Source organism: Pectobacterium atrosepticum (assembly GCF_000740965.1).
GTDB lineage: Bacteria > Pseudomonadota > Gammaproteobacteria > Enterobacterales > Enterobacteriaceae > Pectobacterium > Pectobacterium atrosepticum.
The window spans coordinates 413,081-434,052 of sequence record NZ_CP009125.1 but is presented as its reverse complement, the minus strand read 5'-3'; the positions used below and the strand labels follow the sequence as shown (position 1 = coordinate 434,052).

The 20,972-nt window shown below is 53.4% G+C and carries 20 protein-coding genes; 13 read left to right on the top strand and 7 right to left on the bottom strand.

The features are described 5' to 3' along the window. Nucleotides 1-168: 168 nt before the first annotated feature. The 6 genes from GZ59_RS01985 to nrdG all read left to right on the top strand — a co-directional run bounded on the left by GZ59_RS01985 (nucleotide 169) and on the right by nrdG (nucleotide 7,198). Entirely contained in the window at nucleotides 169-1,608 is a 1,440-nt protein-coding gene (locus GZ59_RS01985; RefSeq protein ID WP_039289698.1) for a circularly permuted type 2 ATP-grasp protein, read from the top strand. After that, the gene (locus GZ59_RS01980; protein ID WP_011092008.1) at nucleotides 1,602-2,531 is read left to right on the top strand and encodes an alpha-E domain-containing protein; all 930 of its coding nucleotides are present in this window, start codon (nucleotides 1,602-1,604) and stop codon (nucleotides 2,529-2,531) included. Before GZ59_RS01985 ends, GZ59_RS01980 begins: the two co-directional genes overlap by 7 nt. Beyond that, nucleotides 2,528-3,349: a transglutaminase family protein gene (locus GZ59_RS01975; RefSeq protein WP_011092007.1), complete on the top strand. Its 822-nt coding sequence runs from the start codon at nucleotides 2,528-2,530 to the stop codon at nucleotides 3,347-3,349. The genes GZ59_RS01980 and GZ59_RS01975 overlap by 4 nt, the downstream gene beginning before the upstream one ends. A 23-nt stretch (nucleotides 3,350-3,372) precedes the next feature. Then, nucleotides 3,373-4,110 carry a proteasome-type protease gene (locus tag GZ59_RS01970; protein WP_011092006.1) on the top strand — a complete coding sequence of 246 codons (738 nt, stop codon included), beginning with the start codon at nucleotides 3,373-3,375 and terminating at the stop codon, nucleotides 4,108-4,110. 403 nt (nucleotides 4,111-4,513) lie between these two features. Next, entirely contained in the window at nucleotides 4,514-6,652 is a 2,139-nt protein-coding gene (gene nrdD, locus GZ59_RS01965) for an anaerobic ribonucleoside-triphosphate reductase (RefSeq protein WP_039289693.1), read from the top strand. Between the two features lie 81 nt (nucleotides 6,653-6,733). Then, a complete protein-coding gene (gene nrdG / locus GZ59_RS01960) occupies nucleotides 6,734-7,198 on the top strand; it encodes an anaerobic ribonucleoside-triphosphate reductase-activating protein (protein WP_011092004.1) in 465 nt (154 codons plus the stop codon). Nucleotides 7,199-7,209: 11 nt separating this feature from the next. Here nrdG and GZ59_RS01955 read toward each other — a convergent pair whose 3' ends face one another. Genes GZ59_RS01955 through GZ59_RS01945 form a run of 3 tightly spaced genes read right to left on the bottom strand, consistent with a single transcriptional unit; the run spans nucleotide 7,210 to nucleotide 8,843 of the window. Further along, entirely contained in the window at nucleotides 7,210-7,863 is a 654-nt protein-coding gene (locus tag GZ59_RS01955; protein ID WP_011092003.1) for a Rossmann-fold NAD(P)-binding domain-containing protein, read from the bottom strand. Between the two features lie 29 nt (nucleotides 7,864-7,892). Further along, the gene (locus GZ59_RS01950) at nucleotides 7,893-8,387 is read right to left on the bottom strand and encodes a YhbP family protein (RefSeq protein WP_011092002.1); all 495 of its coding nucleotides are present in this window, start codon (nucleotides 8,385-8,387) and stop codon (nucleotides 7,893-7,895) included. 9 nt (nucleotides 8,388-8,396) lie between these two features. Continuing rightward, on the bottom strand, nucleotides 8,397-8,843 hold the full coding sequence (locus GZ59_RS01945; protein WP_011092001.1) for a winged helix-turn-helix transcriptional regulator: 447 nt from the start codon (nucleotides 8,841-8,843) through the stop codon (nucleotides 8,397-8,399). A gap of 153 nt (nucleotides 8,844-8,996) precedes the next feature. Here GZ59_RS01945 and GZ59_RS01940 point away from each other — a divergent pair, with 153 nt between their 5' ends. Then, nucleotides 8,997-10,277, top strand: a complete 1,281-nt coding sequence (locus GZ59_RS01940; RefSeq protein WP_011092000.1) for an MFS transporter — start codon at nucleotides 8,997-8,999, stop codon at nucleotides 10,275-10,277. A 33-nt stretch (nucleotides 10,278-10,310) separates the two neighbouring features. Beyond that, nucleotides 10,311-11,663 carry a pyridoxal phosphate-dependent decarboxylase family protein gene (locus GZ59_RS01935; protein WP_011091999.1) on the top strand — a complete coding sequence of 451 codons (1,353 nt, stop codon included), beginning with the start codon at nucleotides 10,311-10,313 and terminating at the stop codon, nucleotides 11,661-11,663. A 90-nt stretch (nucleotides 11,664-11,753) separates the two neighbouring features. Here the strand turns inward: GZ59_RS01935 and GZ59_RS01930 are convergent, their stop codons facing one another. The 4 genes from GZ59_RS01930 to GZ59_RS01915 all read right to left on the bottom strand — a co-directional run bounded on the left by GZ59_RS01930 (nucleotide 11,754) and on the right by GZ59_RS01915 (nucleotide 13,850). Further along, entirely contained in the window at nucleotides 11,754-12,212 is a 459-nt protein-coding gene (locus GZ59_RS01930; protein WP_011091998.1) for a hypothetical protein, read from the bottom strand. A 202-nt stretch (nucleotides 12,213-12,414) separates the two neighbouring features. Next, a complete protein-coding gene (locus GZ59_RS01925) occupies nucleotides 12,415-12,831 on the bottom strand; it encodes a helix-turn-helix domain-containing protein (protein ID WP_011091997.1) in 417 nt (138 codons plus the stop codon). Beyond that, on the bottom strand, nucleotides 12,828-13,139 hold the full coding sequence (locus GZ59_RS01920) for a type II toxin-antitoxin system HigB family toxin (RefSeq protein ID WP_011091996.1): 312 nt from the start codon (nucleotides 13,137-13,139) through the stop codon (nucleotides 12,828-12,830). Before GZ59_RS01920 ends, GZ59_RS01925 begins: the two co-directional genes overlap by 4 nt. Nucleotides 13,140-13,298: 159 nt before the next feature. After that, on the bottom strand, nucleotides 13,299-13,850 hold the full coding sequence (locus GZ59_RS01915) for a bactofilin family protein (RefSeq protein WP_039294652.1): 552 nt from the start codon (nucleotides 13,848-13,850) through the stop codon (nucleotides 13,299-13,301). A 471-nt stretch (nucleotides 13,851-14,321) separates the two neighbouring features. Here GZ59_RS01915 and GZ59_RS01910 point away from each other — a divergent pair, with 471 nt between their 5' ends. The 5 genes from GZ59_RS01910 (at nucleotide 14,322) to GZ59_RS01890 (ending at nucleotide 20,892) form a co-directional block, all read left to right on the top strand. Further along, nucleotides 14,322-15,257 (top strand): aminoimidazole riboside kinase, encoded by a 936-nt coding sequence (locus tag GZ59_RS01910; RefSeq protein ID WP_011091994.1) that lies wholly within the window; start codon nucleotides 14,322-14,324, stop codon nucleotides 15,255-15,257. A 190-nt stretch (nucleotides 15,258-15,447) separates the two neighbouring features. Then, nucleotides 15,448-16,983 carry a carbohydrate porin gene (locus GZ59_RS01905; RefSeq protein ID WP_011091993.1) on the top strand — a complete coding sequence of 512 codons (1,536 nt, stop codon included), beginning with the start codon at nucleotides 15,448-15,450 and terminating at the stop codon, nucleotides 16,981-16,983. 79 nt (nucleotides 16,984-17,062) lie between these two features. Next, nucleotides 17,063-18,433, top strand: coding sequence for a sucrose-specific PTS transporter subunit IIBC (locus GZ59_RS01900; RefSeq protein WP_011091992.1), 1,371 nt, complete (start codon nucleotides 17,063-17,065; stop codon nucleotides 18,431-18,433). Continuing rightward, a complete protein-coding gene (locus GZ59_RS01895) occupies nucleotides 18,433-19,842 on the top strand; it encodes a glycoside hydrolase family 32 protein (protein ID WP_011091991.1) in 1,410 nt (469 codons plus the stop codon). Before GZ59_RS01900 ends, GZ59_RS01895 begins: the two co-directional genes overlap by 1 nt. A gap of 30 nt (nucleotides 19,843-19,872) precedes the next feature. Beyond that, the gene (locus tag GZ59_RS01890) at nucleotides 19,873-20,892 is read left to right on the top strand and encodes a LacI family DNA-binding transcriptional regulator (protein WP_011091990.1); all 1,020 of its coding nucleotides are present in this window, start codon (nucleotides 19,873-19,875) and stop codon (nucleotides 20,890-20,892) included. Nucleotides 20,893-20,972 lie beyond the last annotated feature (80 nt).

The window sequence follows — 20,972 nt, the reverse complement described above, 5'->3', positions numbered from 1 at the left end:
CTGATTTCCAGCGCCTTTATTCTCCCCCCTCAGTGCAAACTCGCCTTGCTACGCACCAATTAGAGGAAAAAACCGGGCACCATCCTGACTACATCACGCTTTTTCCAAAATGGCGCATTTTATGCATTGTCCTATTATCGCTATTAAGCGTGATGCCTGGGGATGACAATGATAAAAATGAAACTTCCATCTGCGCCTTATTACGACGAGATGCTCTCGTCGCAAGGCAAACAACGTCAACACTACAATTCCTATTGGCAATGGCTCCAGCAAACCGACCAGCAGGCCATTAAGCAGAAGAAGGAGCAGGCGGAACTGCTGTTTCACCGCGTGGGTATTACGTTTAACGTTTATGGCGAGGAAGGGGGCACCGAGCGCTTAATACCTTTCGATAGCGTGCCGCGCATTATTCCTGCCCACGAATGGCAGTTGCTCGATCGCGGCATCCGTCAGCGGGTACAGGCTCTAAACGCGTTTCTCTACGATATTTACCATCAGCAACACATACTCAAGGCCGGTATTATCCCCAGCGAACAGGTGCTGGCGAATGAGCAATATCAACCCTGTATGCAGGGTGTGAACCTGCACAACAACATTTACGCCCACATCACCGGGATCGATATGGTGCGTAACAGCGACGGTCATTATTACGTGCTGGAAGACAACCTGCGCACTCCATCGGGCGTCTCCTACATGCTGGAAAACCGCAAAATGATGATGCGGCTCTACCCGGATTTATTTGCCAGCCAGCACATCGCCCCTGTTGAACGCTATCCCAGCTATCTGCTACAGACCCTGCGCGAAAGCACGCAGGTTGATGACCCTACCGTGGTCGTGATGACACCGGGCCGTTTCAACAGCGCCTACTTTGAACACAGCTTTCTGGCACAGCAAATGGGCGTCGAACTGGTAGAAAGTGCGGACTTGTTCGTGAAAGAAGGGGCGGTATATATGCGCACCACGGAAGGCCCGTGTCAGGTAGATGTAATTTATCGCCGCGTGGACGATGCCTTCCTCGATCCGCTAGCGTTTCGTGCGGATTCGATGCTCGGCGTGCCCGGCCTGTTGTCCGTGTATCGTGCGGGCGGCGTCGTACTGGCGAATGCTGTCGGCACCGGTGTCGCCGACGATAAATCGATCTATCCCTATGTACCGGAGATGATCCGTTTCTACCTATCTGAAGAACCGATTCTTCACAACATTCCCACCTGGCAGTGTCGCAACCCCAAAGATCTGCGCTATGTGCTCGACCATCTGGATAGCATGGTGGTGAAGGAAGTTCACGGTGCAGGTGGTTACGGTATGCTGGTCGGCCCGCGGGCGACACGTCAGGAAATCGAGATGTTCCGCCAGCGTTTACTCGCGCACCCGCACAACTATATCGGTCAGGAAACATTAGCGCTCTCCACCTGCCCAACGTTTATCGACGATGGTTTGGCTCCCCGACATATCGATCTGCGCCCGTTTGCCCTGTCCGGTGAGGAAATCCGACTGGTTCCCGGCGGCCTTACGCGCGTCGCACTCACGGAAGGTTCTCTGGTCGTCAACTCCTCACAGGGCGGCGGCACCAAAGACACCTGGGTCATGGAGGAGGACGAATCATGCTAAGCCGTACTGCCAGTGAACTGTATTGGATGGCTCGCTATCTGGAGCGGGCAGAGAGCCTCGCCCGCGTACTGGATGTCACCTACAAACTCTCGATGATGCCGCGCCACAGCCAGCAGCAGCACGATCTGGCGTTGCCGCTGAATCTGACGATGACTCATGAATTATTTCAGCAACGCTACGCCCACTTTTCCATGAACAACCTGCTGAATTTCTTCGCGCTAGACAGCGAGAACCCAAGCAGCATCTACAACTGTATCGAAATGGCATGGAACAATGCACACGCCGTGCGCGGCAGCCTTTCCTCCGAGGTCTGGGAATGTATTAACACCACCCGCATCGACATTCGTAATCTGCGACATCAGGGTGTAGATAACATCGGTATTAATGAATTTTTTGACTGGGTAAAAGAGCGCTCTCATCTGTTTCGTGGCGCGATGTTCGGCACCCTGCTGCGCAATGATGCCCAGTGCTTTATCCGCATAGGCACGCTGATTGAGCGCGCTTGTGCGACTGCACAGTTGTTGAATGTTAAACACCAACAACTCCATAACGACCCCGATCCCGTACGCGAATATTATCGTCTGGATACCCTGCTGCGTGCCGTGAGCGCGCGCGAGGCCTACCACAGCATCTATCGCCAGCCAATCAGCCCGGAAACCGTCACTGAGCTGCTGGTCTTACGCGAGGACGTACCACGCTCGCTGCACGCCTGCGTCGGCGATCTGGTACTTCAATTGGAAGCCATCGGTAGCCAACGTGCCAAAGTGCCGCATCGGCTCGCCCACCTGCTACACGTCGAGCTACGCTTCAGTACGCTGGACGATGTTCTGGCTCAGGATTTACCCACCTACCTCAATAATTTCATAATAAAAATCAATGAACTGGCAGACAGCATCCGTCATACCTATCTGGAGGCGCTATGAAACTCACCATCAACCACCTCACTCACTACCGCTATGATGAAGAAGTGAAGTTCAGCACCCAGTACCTGCGCCTGACGCCGCAAAACTCCGCGCATCAGAAAATACATGAATGGAAACTGACGCTGCCCGCCTCAGCGGTTCAAACCACCGATGCATATGGTAATGTCTTGCATGTACTGACGCTCGACCATCCACATCATGACATTACGATTCATGCAGAAGGCGTCGTCGATATCATCGACAGCGACGAAGGAGATAATCCGGGCGTACAGGACGGCCTATCGCCGCTGGTTTTTTTACGCATGACGCCGCTGACCGAAGCCGACAACGATATTCGGGCGTTTGCGCAACGTTATTATCGCCCGGATGCCGTGGAAGAGAGCCTGAATACGCTGATGGCGGAGTTACAACTGAAAATGCCGTATACTCCCGGTGCAACGCAGGTGCAGGATACTGCCGCCGCCGCGTTTGCCATGCAGAAAGGCGTTTGTCAGGATCACACGCATGTGTTTCTAGCTTGCTGCCGTAGTCTGAGTATTCCAGCACGCTATGTCAGCGGCTATGTGTACAGTCAGGACACCCAACATGTCGCCATGCACGCCTGGGCGGAAGTGTGGCTAAACGGGTACTGGCGGGGGTTCGATATAACCAACAGCACCCGCCAGCTCCATCAGCATCTGTGGCTGGCCGTGGGGATGGATTATATGGATGCCTGCCCGGTACGCGGTACGCGGCTGGGAGGCGGATGCGAAGAGATGTTTTCAGAAGCTGAAGTCCGCTTGTTTGAACGACAACAGCAGGTACAGCAGCAACAGTAAAATTTTTAACGAAAAGGTACTTTATGACGTACTGTGTCGCCATGTGTCTGTCTGACGGCCTGGTTTTTGCTTCCGATTCCCGCACTAATGCGGGCGTCGATCACATTGCAACGTTCAAAAAACTCTATGTTTTTCAGCATGGTGATGAACGCGTGTTAGTGATCCAATGCGCAGGAAACCTGGCGACAACGCAAAGCATCATCAGCCTGCTCAGCGCCCGCATTGATGCGCAGCATACGCCCAATCTCATGCAGGTCAGCTCCATGTATGACGCCGCGATGCTCCTCGGGGAAACCGTGCGGGAAGTGATTCACCGCGATAGCAGCGCGCAGCAGAGCGGCAGTAATACCAATTTCGGTTGTAACCTACTGATAGGTGGACAGATTAGCGGTGAAACACATCGGCTGTTTCATATTTACCCTGAGGGCAACTTCATTGAGGCCACGCCGGATACGCCCTATTTCCAGATCGGCGAGAGTAAGTACGGCAAACCGATCATCGATCGCGTGTTGACGATGGATACACCACTGGAGCAAGCCATATGCTGTGCGCTGATTTCTATCGACTCGACCCTGCGCAGCAACCTGTCGGTTGGTCTGCCGCTGGATGTGATGATTTACCGCACCGGCAGTTTTGACAGCGGTGAACAGCAACGCGTTACTGAAAACAACGCCTATTTCACCACGATCCGTAAAGCCTGGTCGGAGGGGCTACTGAACACCTTCCGTCAGCTTCCCCCCTTCCCTGATAGCCAACAGTAACGCGTACACCTTTATCGGCATTCTGTAGTCACCGTCACGCTTTACTACGAATGCCGAAAAACGCCACCTAGCATTTCAGATACTTCTGTACTTTTACTCTCACTGCCCATAAAAAATTTCCGATAAGCCGCCAGACCACGCACCGCAAGCCTTCACAGACCTTACGCCCAATCTGATTAAATTTTGTTCAAGTTCGATTTATCTACTAGGGAGGAATTTCTTTGCTCTACATCAATTTTGCAGCGATAAAAGTGCAAACACCCCTACGCAATTTCAATATATAGTGCCTATCCTGTAAACATTACCTACATATAGTGTTTATCCACAAAGTCATCCACAGCCCTCTGTAACCCTTGCCAGTTACGGTTCTCGCCTGTGGATAACCTTTCCAGAGGAAGAAAACGTGAAACCAGTAGTGATTAAACGGGACGGTTGCCAGGTGCCTTTTGATGAAGTTCGTATCAAAGAGGCGGTCGAACGCGCGGCACATGCAGCCGGTGTCAATGATGCAGACTACTGTGCAACGGTGGCCTGTGCGGTCGCTCAACAAATGCAGGATAAATCGCGCGTAGATATCCGCGATATTCAAGACGCGGTCGAAAACCTGCTGATGTCCGGCAATTATAAGAAGCTGGCGCGTACCTACATCGAATATCGTCATGATCGAGACATTGCGCGTGAGCGTCACGGTCGCCTGAATCAGGAAATTCGCGGTCTGGTCGAGCAGAGCAATATGGCGCTGCTGAACGAGAACGCCAACAAAGACAGTAAAGTGATTCCCACCCAGCGTGATCTGCTGGCTGGTATTGTCGCCAAGCATTACGCCAAGCAGTACATTCTGCCGCGTGATGTGGTACTGGCACACGAACGCGGTGAAATTCACTATCACGACCTCGACTACTCGCCGTTTTTCCCGATGTTCAACTGCATGCTGATCGACCTGAACGGTATGCTGACCAACGGCTTCAAAATGGGCAATGCGGAAATTGAGCAACCAAAATCAATCTCAACCGCTACCGCCGTCACCGCGCAGATTATTGCGCAGGTCGCCAGCCATATTTACGGCGGCACCACGATTAACCGCATTGATGAAATTCTGGCCCCGTTTGTCACCGCCAGCCACGCGAAACATAAAGCCGTAGCGGAAGAGTGGCAGATTCCAGATGCAGAAAACTATGCCCTGACTCGCACCGAAAAAGAGTGCTACGACGCCTTTCAGTCACTGGAATACGAAGTCAACACGCTGCACACCGCTAACGGCCAGACGCCGTTCGTCACCTTTGGCTTCGGGCTTGGCACCTGCTGGGAATCGCGTCTGATTCAGGAATCCATCCTGCGCAATCGCATTGCCGGGCTGGGTAAAAACCATAAAACGGCGGTATTCCCTAAACTGGTCTTCGCCATCCGCGACGGTCTGAACCACAAAGCGGGCGATGCGAATTATGATATCAAGCAGCTCGCATTAGAGTGCGCCAGCAAGCGTATGTACCCCGATATCCTGAACTACGATCAGGTCGTCAAGGTCACCGGTTCGTTCAAAACGCCAATGGGCTGCCGCAGTTTCCTCGGTGTTTATGAAGAAGACGGCCAGCAGATTCACGATGGTCGCAATAATCTGGGCGTCATCAGCCTGAACCTGCCGCGCATTGCGCTGGAAGCCGAAGGCAATGAAGATCGCTTCTGGACGCTGCTCGATCAACGCCTGACGTTATCGAAGAAAGCGCTGATGACGCGTATTGCGCGGCTGGAAAACGTGAAAGCCCGCGTCGCGCCGATCCTGTATATGGAAGGTGCCTGCGGCGTACGCTTAAATGCAGACGACAACATCGCGGACATCTTCAAGAACGGACGCGCCTCGATTTCTCTGGGCTATATCGGCCTGCATGAAACCATCAATGCACTCTTCGGCAGCCAAACGCATGTGTTTGACGACGAGACGCTACGAGCCAAAGCCGTGGCTATCATCGCCCGTCTGAAAGCCGCGACCGAACAGTGGAAAGACGAAACAGGTTACGGCTTCAGCCTTTACAGCACACCGAGTGAAAACCTGTGTGACCGTTTCTGTCGTCTGGATACCGCCGAATTTGGCGTCGTGCAGGGCGTGACGGACAAAGGCTATTACACCAACAGTTTCCACCTTGATGTAGAGAAGAAGGTCAATCCTTACCAGAAAATCGACTTCGAGCTGCCCTATCCGCCTCTAGCTAACGGTGGGTTTATTTGCTACGGCGAATACCCGAACCTGCAACACAACCTCAAAGCGCTGGAAGACGTGTGGGATTATAGCTACACCCGCGTGCCTTACTACGGCACCAACACGCCGATCGACGAATGCTATGAGTGCGGCTTCACGGGTGAATTCGAGTGCACCAGCAAAGGCTTCACCTGTCCGAAATGTGGTAATCATGATTCGGCACGCGTTTCCGTAACGCGTCGCGTGTGCGGCTACCTCGGCAGCCCGGACGCCCGCCCGTTCAACGCCGGTAAGCAGGAAGAGGTTAAACGCCGGATTAAGCATTTGGGCAACGGTCAACTGGGCTGATCCCTTCTGGGTCGCAGCAATGCGGCCCACCTTTCGCGGCATCGTTAACACACGCCCGCTTCATAACATGGGCTCTACCGTATGAATTACCACCAATATTATCCCGTCGATGTGGTCAACGGCCCCGGCACACGTTGCTCGCTGTTTGTCGCTGGCTGCGTGCATGAGTGCGTTGGGTGCTACAACAAAAGTACCTGGAGACTGAACTCCGGTCAGCCGTTTACGCAGGAACAGGAAGATCGGATCATCGCCGATCTTCAGGATAAGCTCATTCCCCGACAGGGAATTTCGCTGTCTGGCGGCGATCCGCTTCACCCACAGAATGTGCCTGACATCCTGCGGCTAGTAGAACGTATACGTGCGGAATGCCCCGGCAAAGATATCTGGGTTTGGACAGGCTACGTGCTGGCGGACATCACGCGGGAACAACAGCGGGTGGTCGATCTCATCAACGTATTAGTCGATGGAAAATTTGTGCAAGATCTGAAAGATCCCGCACTGATTTGGCGCGGCAGCAGCAACCAGGTTGTCCACCGCCTGCGTTGATCGATAAGAAGCTACTGAAGCGGTTGCCACTGACCCAGCGAACGTAATTGATCGGATTCCAGTACCGTAACCCGCGCTTTTGGCTCCGGCGAGAACGCCTGATTCAACAACGCCTGCGCCACCGTTTTCCCCTCAATCGCCCGCCACTTCGCTGGGAACATGCGGAACAGCGGCGCGGCAAGGCTCTCCAGTGTGCGACTGTCTTCTCTTTCTCCCAGCAGCATCGACGGCTGTGCCAATGTCAGATGCTGCCAACCTTGCTGACGCAGCGATTTTTCCGTTTCCCCCTTCACTCGCGAGTAGAAGAAAGGCGATGTTGCATTCGCGCTCAGTGAACTGACCACCAAAAGGTGCGTCGCGCCCAACGCTAGCGCCATTTTTGCCCCTTCCACTACCAACGTGTAATCCACATAGCGGAAAGCCTGCTTACTGCCTGCTGTCTTGAGCGTCGACCCCAGGCAACAAAATGCAATATCAACAGGATCGGTCAATTGCGCCAGCTCAGCAGACAGATCGGGATCGTGCGGATTGACCACTTTCTCCGAATGCACCAACGGCTTACGGGTCGGCGCATAAATCGTCTCTACCCGGTTATTGGCTTTCAGAAGTTCTAACAACTCGTGTCCCACTAACCCCGTTGCACCTAATAACAGTACCCGGCTCATCGGCTTTCCCCCTTGCTCTGCGTCTTTTGTTATCCCATATTTTCATGCTGGTATTGTTCTTTCTGATCTGTTTGTTCGTCACGCTGCCAGTAGCGTTTCTTACCAAAGCCCAACGTATTGTCCGTCATTTTGACTTCGGTCAGATCGAGCCGCCAGATCGGTGCTTGCGATGCACGAGCAATCGGAAAACGCGTGTTGTATTGCGCTCTGGCCTGCTGTGCGTCCTCCCCTTCTAACTGCACCGCCTGCGCCCGAAACTGCACGCCTTTAATCAACATTACGCTCTTCGGCTGGCCGCTGACCGTACCAGCCACCTGCGGCAACCTTGCCATGATTTCACCGTGGCGCGTCTGCAACTCCGTCATTAGATAGAAGGCTATCTGTTTATCGTCGTAAGTATAGAAGCAACTCGCACACCATAATTCCGAATTTTCACCCACGCATAACGTCAGTACGTGCAACTTCTTCAGATAGCGGGAGATTGCCTCAAGATCTCGGCCTGTTTCTCTCGATTCTTTCTGCATCACGACACCTCAATCTACTTTCTGAACGAACGTATCCTTCCCAGTCAACCGTTGCCTTTCCGCAGAATGCGGCAACATGGCTTGCAGAGGCTGGCCAGTGTGTTTATCCAATAGCAGGGAGTGAGGTTCCCCCTTAGCGAATAGCTGCTGTTCGCCCCACTGGCGTAGCGCTACAACGAGCGGAAATAGCTGCTCACCTTTTGGTGTCAGAACATATTCCTGATAAGCCGAGCTTTCGGAAACGGGCTGAACGGAAAAAATGCCCTCGTCAACTAGGGTGCGCAGACGGTCGGTAAGAATATTTTTGGCAACACCCAAACTGCGCTGAAAATCGCTGAAACGGCGGCGATTGTCGAATGCATCGCGAATAATCAGCAATGTCCAGCGATCGCCAACCACATCCAGCGCGCGAGCGACAGGGCATACATCCTCTTTCAGACTTTTGCGCTTCACCATGAATATTTTCTCCCCTTTTCCCTGTTCATCCTACCTGCCTTATCCACAAGCTGAAAAACTGACCGCACTTTTTTGGTTGCAGAGTAAAACCAGATCATTCATGCTTCAACTGGTTTTGTTTTGAAACCGAATAAAATAGTGAAAGCCGATATTATGAAAAATAGTCCTATTCATACCACGTCATCCGTCACTGAATATGATCTTTACAGCACTCTTTACAGCACTACACCGCCTGCGCAAACGACATTACCGCGCGCGTTAGTGTTGCTGTTTGCCTGTGCCAGCGCCCTCAGCGTCGCCAATGTTTATTACGCACAGCCGCTGCTGGATGCATTATCGATAGATTTTCACATCAGTATCGCCGCCGTTGGCGGCGTGATGACAGCAACACAGCTTGGCTGTGCGCTGGCGTTAATTCTACTGGTGCCGCTGGGTGACATCCTCAATCGACGCTATTTGATGCTGGCCCAGTTGAGCGCGCTAATCGTGGCACTAATTGCCGTTGGGCTAGCCACCACATCCCTGTATTTATTGATCAGTATGCTGGCCGTAGGCATGTTCGGCACGGCAATGACTCAGGGTTTGATTGCTTATGCCGCGACGGCTGCCGCACCGCAGGAGCGTGGACGCGTCGTGGGAGCCGCGCAGGGCGGCGTGGTGATTGGACTTTTGCTGGCTCGCGTACTGTCCGGTTTCATCGCCGATATGGCAGGCTGGCGCAGCGTATACTTTTTTTCCGCACTGCTGATGCTCCTGCTTGCCGTACTTTTATGGCGCTTACTGCCGCATCAGCCGCCTTCTCGACAGCGCCCGCATTATTCCGCGCTGTTGCTTTCTATGCTGACCCTGCTGCGTAAAGAGCGGGTATTGCAAATACGCGGCGTCATCGCTTTACTGATGTTTGCTGCCCTGAGCATTTTCTGGAGCGCGCTGGTTCTGCCGCTGAGTCGCGAGCCCTATTTCTTTTCTCATACGGTTATCGGTGCATTTGGTCTGGTGGGTATTCTCGGCGCACTGGCAGCAGTGAAAGCGGGCTCGTTAGCTGATAAAGGCCGCGAACAGTGGGTCAGCGGTATCGCCCTGTTATTGCTGCTGGCATCGTGGTTGCCGCTGTGGCTAGCACCCTATTCTCTCTTCGCATTAGTGGTCGGCATCATCGTTCTCGATCTGGGCGGACAGGCTATTCACGTTACCAACCAAAGTATGATTTTCAAGACGCATCCTGATGCGCACAGCCGTCTGGTCGGCTGTTATATGCTGTTTTATAGCATCGGCAGCGGGCTTGGCGCGATGGCAACGACAGTGGCGTATGACGCTTCGGGCTGGTCAGGCGTGTGCCTCCTTGGCGCAGTCGTCAGCCTGCTAGCATTACTCTTCTGGAAAATGACGCTGCACGTTTCAGCACCGTCACCGACAGCATTCACGCCATCGTGATAACAGGAAATGATTATTGATGAAGGAGAAACCATGAGCGAACTGACATTACTGGCCGATGCCGATGAGCGTGGTCGGCGTTATTTGGCAGGGAATGCACAGCGTCGGGTTTTCCCCGATGCCGATGCCCTCTCGGCGCTGGCGCGTTTTAATGAAGCGCTGCCGCAACAAGGCTTCTCGCCTGAAGACACCCTGACGCTATTAGATGAGGTCGGCTCACCGGCCACCACCGCCTCCAATGGCCCGAACTATTTCGGTTTTGTTATTGGCGCCGCATTACCGATTGCTGCCGCCTCCGAGCGATTAATGATCGCATGGGATCAGTGTGCGTCCACCTTTGATAACTCGCCGGTATCCGCCACGCTGGAACGCCTCGCCAGCCGCTGGGTGCTTGATATCCTGAAGTTACCGAAAGAAAGTGCCGTCGGTTTCGGCACCAGCGCCACGGCTTGTACCCTTTCTTGTCTGGTCGCCGCACGCCGCGCGATGTTGGCAAAACAGGGCTGGGATTTTGATAACGATGGGCTGATCGGCGCCCCTGAAATTAAGGTCGTGATTTCAGCGCTGACTCACATCACCGTGAAGAAAGCACTGCGCGTGCTCGGCTTTGGGCTACGCCATATCATCGTCGCGCCTGTTAATGCGTTTGGGCAGATCGATGTGACACAGCTACCTCCGTTAGACGATCGCACGATTCTTTGTTTGCAGGCTGGTGAGGTAAACACGGGCGAATTCGATGACTTTGCACAGATCATCCCAATAGCTAAAGCGGCAGGCGCTTGGGTTCACGTTGATGGAGCGTTCGGGCTCTGGGCCAGAGCCTCGTCTCACGCGGCACTCACCGAAAGTATCGAGCTGGCTGACAGTTGGACAACGGACGCGCATAAATGGCTGAACACTCCCTACGACTGTGCGATGGCAATTTGCCGCAATGCGGACGCGTTAGCCGAAGCGATGAACGCAGATGCGGTTTACTCAAGCGCGGCACGCGATGCCCAAAAGAATCTAACGCTCGAATTTTCCCGTCGCCCGCGAGGGATTCCCGTGTGGGCGGTGCTGCGTACGTTGGGGCGTGACGGCGTGGCTGAGATGATCGAACGGCACTGCCGACAGGCAACGTTGATCGCCGACGGCCTACGTCATGCGGGTTTTGAGGTATTAAATCGGGTGGTGCTCAATCAGGTTCTGCTGCGTGGGGAAACCGACAGCCAAACGACGGCAATACGGGAAGCGTTACAGGCTTCGGGCAAGGCGTGGTTTGGCGGCACAGTCTGGCAAGGGCGTCCGGCATTACGAATTAGCGTCTCATCCTGGCGTACACAGGACGACAACGTGCAGGCGCTGATCGCGCTGCTGACGGAGATCAAAGCTAAAACCCCACGCTGAACGAGCTATAAAACGACTATCCCCCACGTTTGCGGGGGGCGGGGGGCGGGGGGAAAGGATGACGTCATCAGGCCATCGCGTACCGATGTGCTAGACGTAAACGCTAATGCTGGAGACTTGCCCCTGAAAACGATTCAGCGCCTCTGCCGCACGTTGCAGGCTTTCGGTATTTTGCACTTCACTACGGGATGATGCACCTGCAGCACCTTGCTGGATGGTGTCGAAAACATTAATCGGCTGGAACACATTAGAAGGCGGCACACTGCCGACATTCGCGCGCGGCGACGAGATAAAACCCAGCAGTGCGGAGCCTTCTTCGCGCCCCAGTTGCCCGCTGCTAACCAGACTACCGACCGTTTCATACAGTTCGGCAGGGCTAATGCGGGTGAAATCATACCGCGTCGTCTGACCAGCAGGAACGGCACCGCTGCTCGCCTGATAAGACTGAAGCTGTTCGGACAGCGCAACTTTCTCCGCATGCTCTGTGGAACGCTTCGCCATCACCTGCTGGCTGGCAAAGACGGATGACTCTGCGGCTTCAACTTTCATATCACCTCCTTACGGGTAACGTATGGAAGACAAAAAATTATTGGCATAGCGCCTCACCAGTACGGTGAGCACAAAAATAGCGTTCTTTAATACTGACACGTAATCCACCATCGCGCCAACCAGAAGCGAGATACCCCACGCGGGAAAGCTTTACAGTGCGGTGAATCATGCTGCTCTTAGCAAAAGTCGCTTAACCATCGTGTTAATCAACAAAAGCACTCACGGGAATATTGAATCGCTTAGCGAGAGCTCTCATATGAGCAAGTGTTAACGTACGCTCACCGTTTAGAATACGGGATACCAGAGACTTTTTACCGATCTCAGCTTCAAAATCACTCTGCATTAGCTGGTGCTGATCCATGAGGACACGTAGCAAAGCGATACCGGCAGGGAGTGCTTTAATACGTTCGTTGAAGGCTGCAAACTCCGGCGCCTCATTTTCGTATTTATCAATTTTGGCAGTCAGCATATCGATTAGCGAACTATCAGGCTCACTCTCGATCAGATATTCAGTGAGTTTCAGTGCATCCTCATAATCCTTACGAGAGGTGCTGCCCCCGAGGAACGGTACGATACTCGTCAGATCGTTAGCTGCCTTGATGGCATCTGCATACATCATTCTTTATTCCTCCGGTAATACTCTGTCAGCCTGTCGTACTCTGCATGGGATGTTATGTGCTTGATGAAGATTTTCCCTCGCTCAAAATCAGCAAAAAACATCACTCGAAGATGCCCACCACCGATATCAATAACCCACCACTTTTCTCGATATTTCATCCTATCTAAGCTGGGAAAGCGTTTTTTCATATCCTCCGGCGTTGCATACATTTCGCGTTTTATAACCCGATATAGGTCAGCGAGTGCTACCGCCTGATTCGGAAACTGGTTGGTTGCAGCATCAAAAGGTGCGCGCGAAATCACATGCATCCTGATTCATTCCCTTTTGTTTCCAAATTGGAAATAATATGCCGTAAACGGAACGAGTTGACAATAAGGAAACTCGTATGATTTACATCCCTGCTATTCGGTTTATCCCCGCTGATGCGGGGAACACGGAGTTGTCATTCAGAGATGAATGAACGAGCTTCACGCCGTCGGCGCACTTTCCGCTAACACCACGACATTCTCTTGCCCTGCGGGCATCTTGCCAGTTTTCTCTTTTTTCTTTTCCACGTAGGTCAGTTTTTCCTGACTCTGCGTCGGTGAGGTCAACGGGTGGGATTGGCCAGTGAAAATGCCACCTTTTTCAATTGAGAGTTCATCGGTGAAGATATCGCCGAACACTTTTCCTTGCGCCAGAATCGCTACGACGCTGGCGACTACGCGCCCTTCCACACGGCCGTTGATGACGATCTGCTGCGATTTCATTTCGCCGTTTACCTGACCGGTATGCTCCACTTTAATCGTGTTATCACACTGCACGTCACCTTCTACCTGACCTTCCACGGTGATGTTGCCATCAACGGACAGAGAGCCCGTCATACGCGCACCCTGAGAAATGAAGGTATCCTTTTTCACGCGCACAGGGTTCACTGAATTAATCAACTCGTTCGATGGGCTGATAGCGGGAGAGCTGTTTATTTCACTGCGCCCTTGCGGCTCTTTTAGGTCTTTCTTATTTTTATCAAATGAAAACATCGTGTTATTCCTTTTAACAGTATAGAAAAATGCAATCACGGCACTTGTGGCCAGCATGGCAGCCACTCCCTGACCGTAATAGTGAAGGGAAAATTCGCTATAAATATCAACAAGCCAGACGACAACCAATAAAGCCCATATCGCCCATATTCCCCAAAGCAGGTTGTAATTACGCACCGGGATAAACCCAGAAAGAGGTGGGGTAACGCATATCCTTCTCCATTCGTCCTTTTTGCAGCTTAATTTCCAGATTAATTCTGGCCACGCCCCATAACTATCGGATGGTAAGCCCTTTTGTTTAGTCCTATGACCGTGGCAACGTGATGACTATCGCATAAATTTTCACCAACACGGTGTGGAAATGTAAGTTTTATTGATGTGGGTGCGTCTCTGCGGTGAAGGGTATTGCTTAGCTAAACCGATTCTTCTATTTTAGCAAATAGTCTGACTATCGTTGATAAGAGTAACTTTATGGCAAACAAAATTTGGGTCATGGGCGACGCCGTTGTCGATCTCATCCCGGAAGATACGGAACGCTATCTGAAATGTCCTGGCGGTGCGCCAGCCAATGTCGCGGTTGGCATTGCCAGACTGGGGGGAAACAGCGCCTTTGTCGGTCGCGTCGGTGACGATGTTTTTGGCCATTTTCTAAAAACGGTGCTGGAAGAAGAAAACGTCGATACCCACTACATGGCGTACGACAGACACCACCGCACATCAACCGTGGTCGTGAGCCTCGATGACGCGGGTGAACGCACCTTCACGTTTATGGTACGCCCGAGTGCCGACCTGTTCCTACAACCGGAAGATCTGCCGGTATTCAACCGGAGAGAATGGCTGCATCTCTGTTCTATCGCACTGTCGCAGGAACCGTCGCGCAGTACCGCGTTTGAGGCAATGCGACAGATTAAAGCCGCGCTGGGGCGCGTTTGCTTCGACCCCAATATCCGTGACGACCTCTGGCAAAGCGAGCAGGAACTGCGCGACTGCCTGACACAAGCGCTGATGCTGGCCGATGTGGTGAAACTGTCGTGTGAAGAGCTGACCTTTCTCTGTCCAACATCTGATGTTGAAGAAGGGATCCAGCAATTCATGCTGCGCTACCCCACTCGGCTATTGCTGGTGACACTGGGCAGCGAAGGTGTCTGGCTGCACGATCGCCACCAGCTACAACACTTTGCTGCCCCCTCGGTGACACCTGTCGATACCACGGGTGCAGGGGATGCCTTCGTTGCCGGTTTGCTGCACGGTCTGGCGGAATATGATGATTTGTCACAGCCGCTGAGCTGGGATCCGATTATCGAGCAGGCGCAACGGTGCGGCGCACTAGCTACTACGGCAAAAGGCGCGATGACGGCGCTTCCCTATGCCCAGCAGTTGTACACACTCCCCTTAGCCAAGGTCTAATCCCCCCCTCGTTTAATACGATTACCGCCCGGTTTTGTAGTCAGGATCACAGTTACAGAATCGGGTGAGTGAAATTTCTTGCTAACCCTTCTGCTGGCTTTTATTTTCCTCAAGAAAAACCGGTTTAGCAATTTAGCTAAACATGAGAATTCCAAAAACAATAAATCTCCTTCACGACGAGAACGAAAAAATGAAACCAAGCCACCTTGCTGTGACGATAGGATTATTACTCTCCGCCCCGTTTTATGTTTCTGCTGCCAACACCGACAGTATCGAAGACCGCCTGAACGCAATGGAACAACGCTTGCAACAGGCTGAAGCCCGCGCTCAGGCCGCCGAAGCCAGAGCCAATGCTGCTGAAAAGCAAACCCAGCAGCTAGCAACCCGCACCACCCAAACCGAACAAAAAACCCAGCAGGTGGAGCAGCGCACAACGGCGCTGGCCAAACAGAAGTCATTCTCCGATGGATTCGAATTCCACGGCTACGCGCGTTCCGGCCTGTCGATCAATGATTCCGCCACCAGTGCCAAAACCGATATCGGGCCGGGCATGTCCCCTGCCGGTCAGACAGGCGGGCATATTGGTCGTTTGGGTAATGAAGACGACACCTACGTCGAGCTCAAACTAGAGCACAAACAGAAGCTGGATAACGGCGCAACCACCCGATTCAAGGTGATGATGGCGGACGGTCAGCGCAGCTATAACGACTGGACGGCGACCACCAGCGATCTGAACATCCGCGAAGCCTTCGTCGAGCTGGGCTCACTGCCGACTTTCACCGATGTCTTTAAGGACACTACGCTGTGGGCGGGTAAACGCTTCGATCGCGATAACTTCGATATCCACTGGCTGGATAGCGATGTCGTGTTCCTCGCCGGTACTGGCGGCGGGATCTATGACGTGAAATGGGCAGATAGCGCCAAGAGTAACTTCTCGCTGTATGGCCGCAGCCTCGGTGAAATCACCTCGCTGGATAACGACATCAAAAACTACGTCTTTACCGCCAACAACTACGTTGGGCCATTCCAGTTCATGCTGAGCGGATTAACCGCGAAGAACAATGATGTAAAAGAGAACACTGGCACAAGCCGCGATAACATCACCGTCACCAATACCAATGCGGGCGGCAAAGGCTATCACGCGATGGTGGCTTACCACGGCGACAGCTTCTACGGCTTACGCGACGGGACATCGAAAACTGCGATCCTCTACGGCCACGGGCTAGGCGGCGAAGTGAAGAGTATCGGTTCCGACGGTAACCTCACCAACGACGCCAACACATGGCGCTTTGCGACCTACGGCACAACAGCGCTGAACAAGACCTGGAGCTTCGCACCGTCCATTCTGGCGCAAACCAGCAAAGACCGTTACGTCAGCGGCGATAGCTACGAATGGGTGACCTTTAATGCGCGCCTGATTCAGGAAATCACCGAAAACTTTGCACTGGCCTATGAAGGCAGCTATCAATACATGGGCCTCGATCCGCGCGGTTATCGGAGCCTGAATCAGGTGAGCGGCGGCTTCTATAAACTGACCTTCGCGCCTACATTCAAGGTTGGCGATATCGGCAACTTCTTCAGCCGTCCTGAACTACGCGTGTTTGCCAGCTACATGGACTGGGATAAACGACTGGATAACTACTCCAACGATGATACGTTCGGCTCCACCGGCTTTAAAGCAGGCGGCGAATGGAACTTTGGCATCCAGATGGAAACCTGGTTCTGATCATTGGCTAGCCTTGGCGTCGATGACACGCTAATCGACGCCAAAGAAACTGCATATCCTATTGAAAAAGAGGAATAACATGGATATCAATGCTACTGCCGCCGCGCTAATCCCCCTTCTCGGTGGGAAAGAAAACATCGCCAGCGCGGCCCACTGTGCGACCCGTCTACGTCTGGTATTGAATGACGACAGCCTGGCCGACAAGAAAGCGATCGAGAACGTTGACGGCGTGAAAGGATGCTTCCAGAACGCCGGACAAATGCAGATTATTTTCGGCACCGGACTGGTTAACAAAGTGTATGCCGAGTTCATTAAAGCCGCAGGTATCAGCGAATCAAGCAAATCTGAAGCCGCCTCTATCGCGGCGAGAAAGCTGAATCCGCTGCAACGTCTGGCGCGTCTGCTATCGAACATCTTCGTCCCTATAATGCCAGCGATTATCGCTTCCGGCCTGTTGATGGGGCTGCTCGGCATGATCAAGACCTACGGCTGGGTAGATGCCAACAGCGCGATCTTTGTGATGCTGGATATGTTCAGCTCCGCTGCCTTTATTATCCTGCCTGTTCTGATCGGTTTTACCGCTGCACGGGAATTCGGCGGCAACCCCTATCTGGGTGCAACGCTGGGCGGCATTCTGACCCATCCTGCGCTGACCAACGCTTGGGGCGTGGCGGGGGGCTTCCAGACCATGCATTTCTTCGGCATGGACATTGCCATGATTGGCTATCAGGGTACCGTATTCCCAGTACTGCTGGCCGTCTGGTTCATGAGTCTTGTGGAAAAACGCCTGCGTAAAGTCGTACCGGACGCACTGGACATCATCGTCACGCCTTTCCTGACGGTCATCATCTCCGGCTTCGTCGCGATGCTGCTCATCGGCCCAGCAGGACGCGCGCTTGGCGATGGTATTTCTCTCGTCCTCAGCACGTTGATTGCTCATGCTGGCTGGTTCGCGGGTTTACTGTTCGGTGGCCTCTACTCCGTCATCGTGATCACCGGCGTTCACCACAGCTTCCATGCGATTGAAGCCGGACTACTCGGCAACCCGAATATCGGCGTCAACTTCCTGCTGCCAATTTGGGCAATGGCGAACGTGGCGCAGGGCGGCGCGTGTCTGGCGGTCTACTTTAAAACGCGTGACGCCAAAACCAGAGCGATTGCCGTTCCGGCGGGGCTTTCCTGTCTGCTGGGTATCACCGAAGCAGCGATCTTTGGTATCAACCTGCGTTTCATTAAGCCGTTCCTCGCAGCACTGGCGGGTGGTGCGCTCGGTGGCGCATGGGTCGTCTTCAATCACGTCAATATGACGGCGGTCGGGCTGACCGGTTTTCCGGGGCTAGCCATTGTGCAAGGTGGCTCGATGCTTAACTACCTGATTGGGATGTTGATTGCATTCGGTGCCGCCTTTGTCATTTCCTTATTGCTGAAATACAAAACGGATAGCGAATAATGAAGGAAGTCCACTTAGTAAAACGCATGGCGCACGCCCTGATGTCAGGTCACTCACGGAAACAGGAAGACCCATATCGCCCGGAATGGCATCTGTCACCGTGTGTGGGTCTGCTTAACGATCCGAACGGATTTATTCATCACAACGGGCGTTACCATCTGTTTTATCAGTGGAATCCTTTGGCCTGTGCCCACGGAGCAAAATTCTGGGGGCACTGGAGTTCCGCCGATCTGGTGAACTGGAAGCATGAACCCGTCGCGCTGGTGCCGAGCGAAAGCTATGAAAGCCACGGCTGCTACTCCGGTTCTGCCGTCGTAGATCACGGTGCGATCACGCTGATTTACACGGGTAACGTCAAATACGACGATGGCTCACGCACCGCGTTTCAGTGTCTCGCCCGCGAAAATCCTAACGGTGAATACGACAAGCTGGGAGCGGTTCTGACGCTCCCAGACGGCTACACTGGCCACGTTCGCGATCCGAAAGTGTGGCGTCATGGTGACCACTGGTACATGGTGCTCGGCGCACAGGATCTCGATCTTCAGGGGAAGGTCGTGCTCTATCGTTCTGCCGATCTGCTGGCGTGGGAAAAGATCGCCGAGATCGCCGGCTCTCGTTTGGGCGGGCTCGGTGATTTTGGTTATATGTGGGAGTGTCCAGACTTGTTCCCGCTGGATGGCGAAGACATACTGATTTGCTGCCCACAAGGCGTTCCCGCTGAAGATGAACGCTACCTGAATACCTTTCAGGCGGGCTATTTCATTGGCTCACTCGACTACGAAAACGGCGATTACTCGCATCAGGGTTTCCATGAACTGGATCTCGGCTTTGAGTTTTACGCCCCACAAACCACGCTGAGTGAAGACGGGCGACGCCTGCTGTTTGGCTGGATGTCGATTCCTGACGACAATGAATTTTTTGAACCGACGATCGAGCACGGCTGGATTCATACTATGACCTGCGCGCGTGAACTCACGCTGCATGACGATCGCGTTTATCAACGTCCTGCGCGCGAATTACAACAGTTGCGCAGACAGCATTACACCTGGCGTGGTGCAGCAGACTACGCGTCGCCGCTACCCATTAGTAGCGCAGAAGTGCTCATCACCGTTCAGGGGGAATTCCAGCTCAATCTTGCCTCCCAGCTTGTTCTCTGTTGGGACGGTGAACGCGTAACGATAAGCCGACGCAACCGACGCACAGGCGAACCTGAACATCGCTACTGGCGCGGCGACCTGCGTCAATTACAGATATTGTGCGATCGCTCCAGCGTTGAAATTTTTATCAACGATGGCGAGGCCGTGATGTCTGCACGAACTTTCCCGGAAAGCGAGGCGACCATGACGTTCAGCGGCTCTGGGCAATTAACGCTACAACACTGGCTGTTAGCGCCATGCGTGATAGAATAACTTTCCTTTTTTCTGATAGCAGACCTCGCGGTGAAACCGACTAAACGCATAACAATCAGTGACATCGCCGCGCTGGCCGGTGTATCAAAATCTACCGCCAGCCTGGTGCTGAACGGCCGCAGCAAAGAGTTCCGCGTTTCTGATGAAACGCGCGATCGCATTTTAGCCGTCGCACACGAGCAGCGTTATCAGCCCAGTATTCACGCACGTTCACTGCGTTCCTCACGCAGTAACACGCTGGGGCTGGTGGTGCCAGAAATGACCAACTACGGCTTTGCCGTGATTTCCCGCGAACTGGAGATGCGGTGCCGCGAAGCTGGGCTACAGTTGCTAATTGCCTGTACCGATGAAAATGCCAGTCAGGAGATGATGGCGGTCAACAGTCTGGTACAGCGCCAGGTCGATGGCCTGATTGTCGCTTCCAGCCTGCTGAGTGATATCGAGTATCAGAAAATTAATCAGCAGCTGCCCGTCGTGCAATTTGACCGGATTATTGGTGATTCCACACTGCCGATGGTCATTTCCGAAGCGGTAGAATCCACAGCAGAAATGGTCGAGCGTATCGCCCGCCAGCATCGTGATGAATTTTATTTCCTTGGCGGCCAGCCGCGAATTTCCCCGACTCGCCACCGTCTGGAAGGCTTTCAGCTTGGGTTGACGCGTGCCGGTATCGAGTGCCAGCCGGAGTGGATTCTTCATGGCAACTACCACCCCAGCGCAGGTTATGAAATGTTTGCTCAACTGTGTGCGACGCTGGGTCGCCCGCCAAAAGCACTGTTTGTTGCCGCCTGTGGCCTGATGGAAGGCGTGCTGCGTTATATGAACCAGCATAACCTGATGGAAAGCGGCATCCGTCTGTGCTGCTTTGACGATCACTATCTGTTTGATTGTTTACCGCTGAAGATCGATACCGTGGCGCAGGATTGTGAAAATCTGGCACGCAACAGCTTTGAAATGATTACGAGTTTGATTGCACAACAGCCGCTTGAAGAAGATCGGCGCTATATCCCGACGCGGATTCACTGGCGTCATCCTGACTCGCGGGCATGACTCGCGACATAGCCCAACACACTTCACCAGCAGGTAGAACGTAAAAAGGGAACGCGGTTAGCGTCGCTTCTTAGAGCATC

Bases quoted from the DNA above. Each gene is read 5' to 3' on its own strand.
- GZ59_RS01940 (WP_011092000.1), top strand. From the start codon at position 8,997: ATGAAAAATAGTCCTATTCATACCACGTCATCCGTCACTGAATATGAT.
- GZ59_RS01950 (WP_011092002.1), bottom strand. From the start codon at position 8,387: ATGCAGAAAGAATCGAGAGAAACAGGCCGAGATCTTGAGGCAATCTCC.
- GZ59_RS01925 (WP_011091997.1), bottom strand. From the start codon at position 12,831: ATGATGTATGCAGATGCCATCAAGGCAGCTAACGATCTGACGAGTATC.
- nrdG (WP_011092004.1), top strand. From the start codon at position 6,734: ATGAATTACCACCAATATTATCCCGTCGATGTGGTCAACGGCCCCGGC.
- GZ59_RS01935 (WP_011091999.1), top strand. From the start codon at position 10,311: ATGAGCGAACTGACATTACTGGCCGATGCCGATGAGCGTGGTCGGCGT.
- GZ59_RS01975 (WP_011092007.1), top strand. From the start codon at position 2,528: ATGAAACTCACCATCAACCACCTCACTCACTACCGCTATGATGAAGAA.
- GZ59_RS01970 (WP_011092006.1), top strand. From the start codon at position 3,373: ATGACGTACTGTGTCGCCATGTGTCTGTCTGACGGCCTGGTTTTTGCT.
- GZ59_RS01920 (WP_011091996.1), bottom strand. From the start codon at position 13,139: ATGCATGTGATTTCGCGCGCACCTTTTGATGCTGCAACCAACCAGTTT.
- GZ59_RS01915 (WP_039294652.1), bottom strand. From the start codon at position 13,850: ATGTTTTCATTTGATAAAAATAAGAAAGACCTAAAAGAGCCGCAAGGG.
- GZ59_RS01945 (WP_011092001.1), bottom strand. From the start codon at position 8,843: ATGGTGAAGCGCAAAAGTCTGAAAGAGGATGTATGCCCTGTCGCTCGC.
- GZ59_RS01980 (WP_011092008.1), top strand. From the start codon at position 1,602: ATGCTAAGCCGTACTGCCAGTGAACTGTATTGGATGGCTCGCTATCTG.
- GZ59_RS01985 (WP_039289698.1), top strand. From the start codon at position 169: ATGATAAAAATGAAACTTCCATCTGCGCCTTATTACGACGAGATGCTC.
- GZ59_RS01910 (WP_011091994.1), top strand. From the start codon at position 14,322: ATGGCAAACAAAATTTGGGTCATGGGCGACGCCGTTGTCGATCTCATC.
- GZ59_RS01930 (WP_011091998.1), bottom strand. From the start codon at position 12,212: ATGAAAGTTGAAGCCGCAGAGTCATCCGTCTTTGCCAGCCAGCAGGTG.
- GZ59_RS01900 (WP_011091992.1), top strand. From the start codon at position 17,063: ATGGATATCAATGCTACTGCCGCCGCGCTAATCCCCCTTCTCGGTGGG.
- GZ59_RS01955 (WP_011092003.1), bottom strand. From the start codon at position 7,863: ATGAGCCGGGTACTGTTATTAGGTGCAACGGGGTTAGTGGGACACGAG.
- GZ59_RS01895 (WP_011091991.1), top strand. From the start codon at position 18,433: ATGAAGGAAGTCCACTTAGTAAAACGCATGGCGCACGCCCTGATGTCA.
- GZ59_RS01905 (WP_011091993.1), top strand. From the start codon at position 15,448: ATGAAACCAAGCCACCTTGCTGTGACGATAGGATTATTACTCTCCGCC.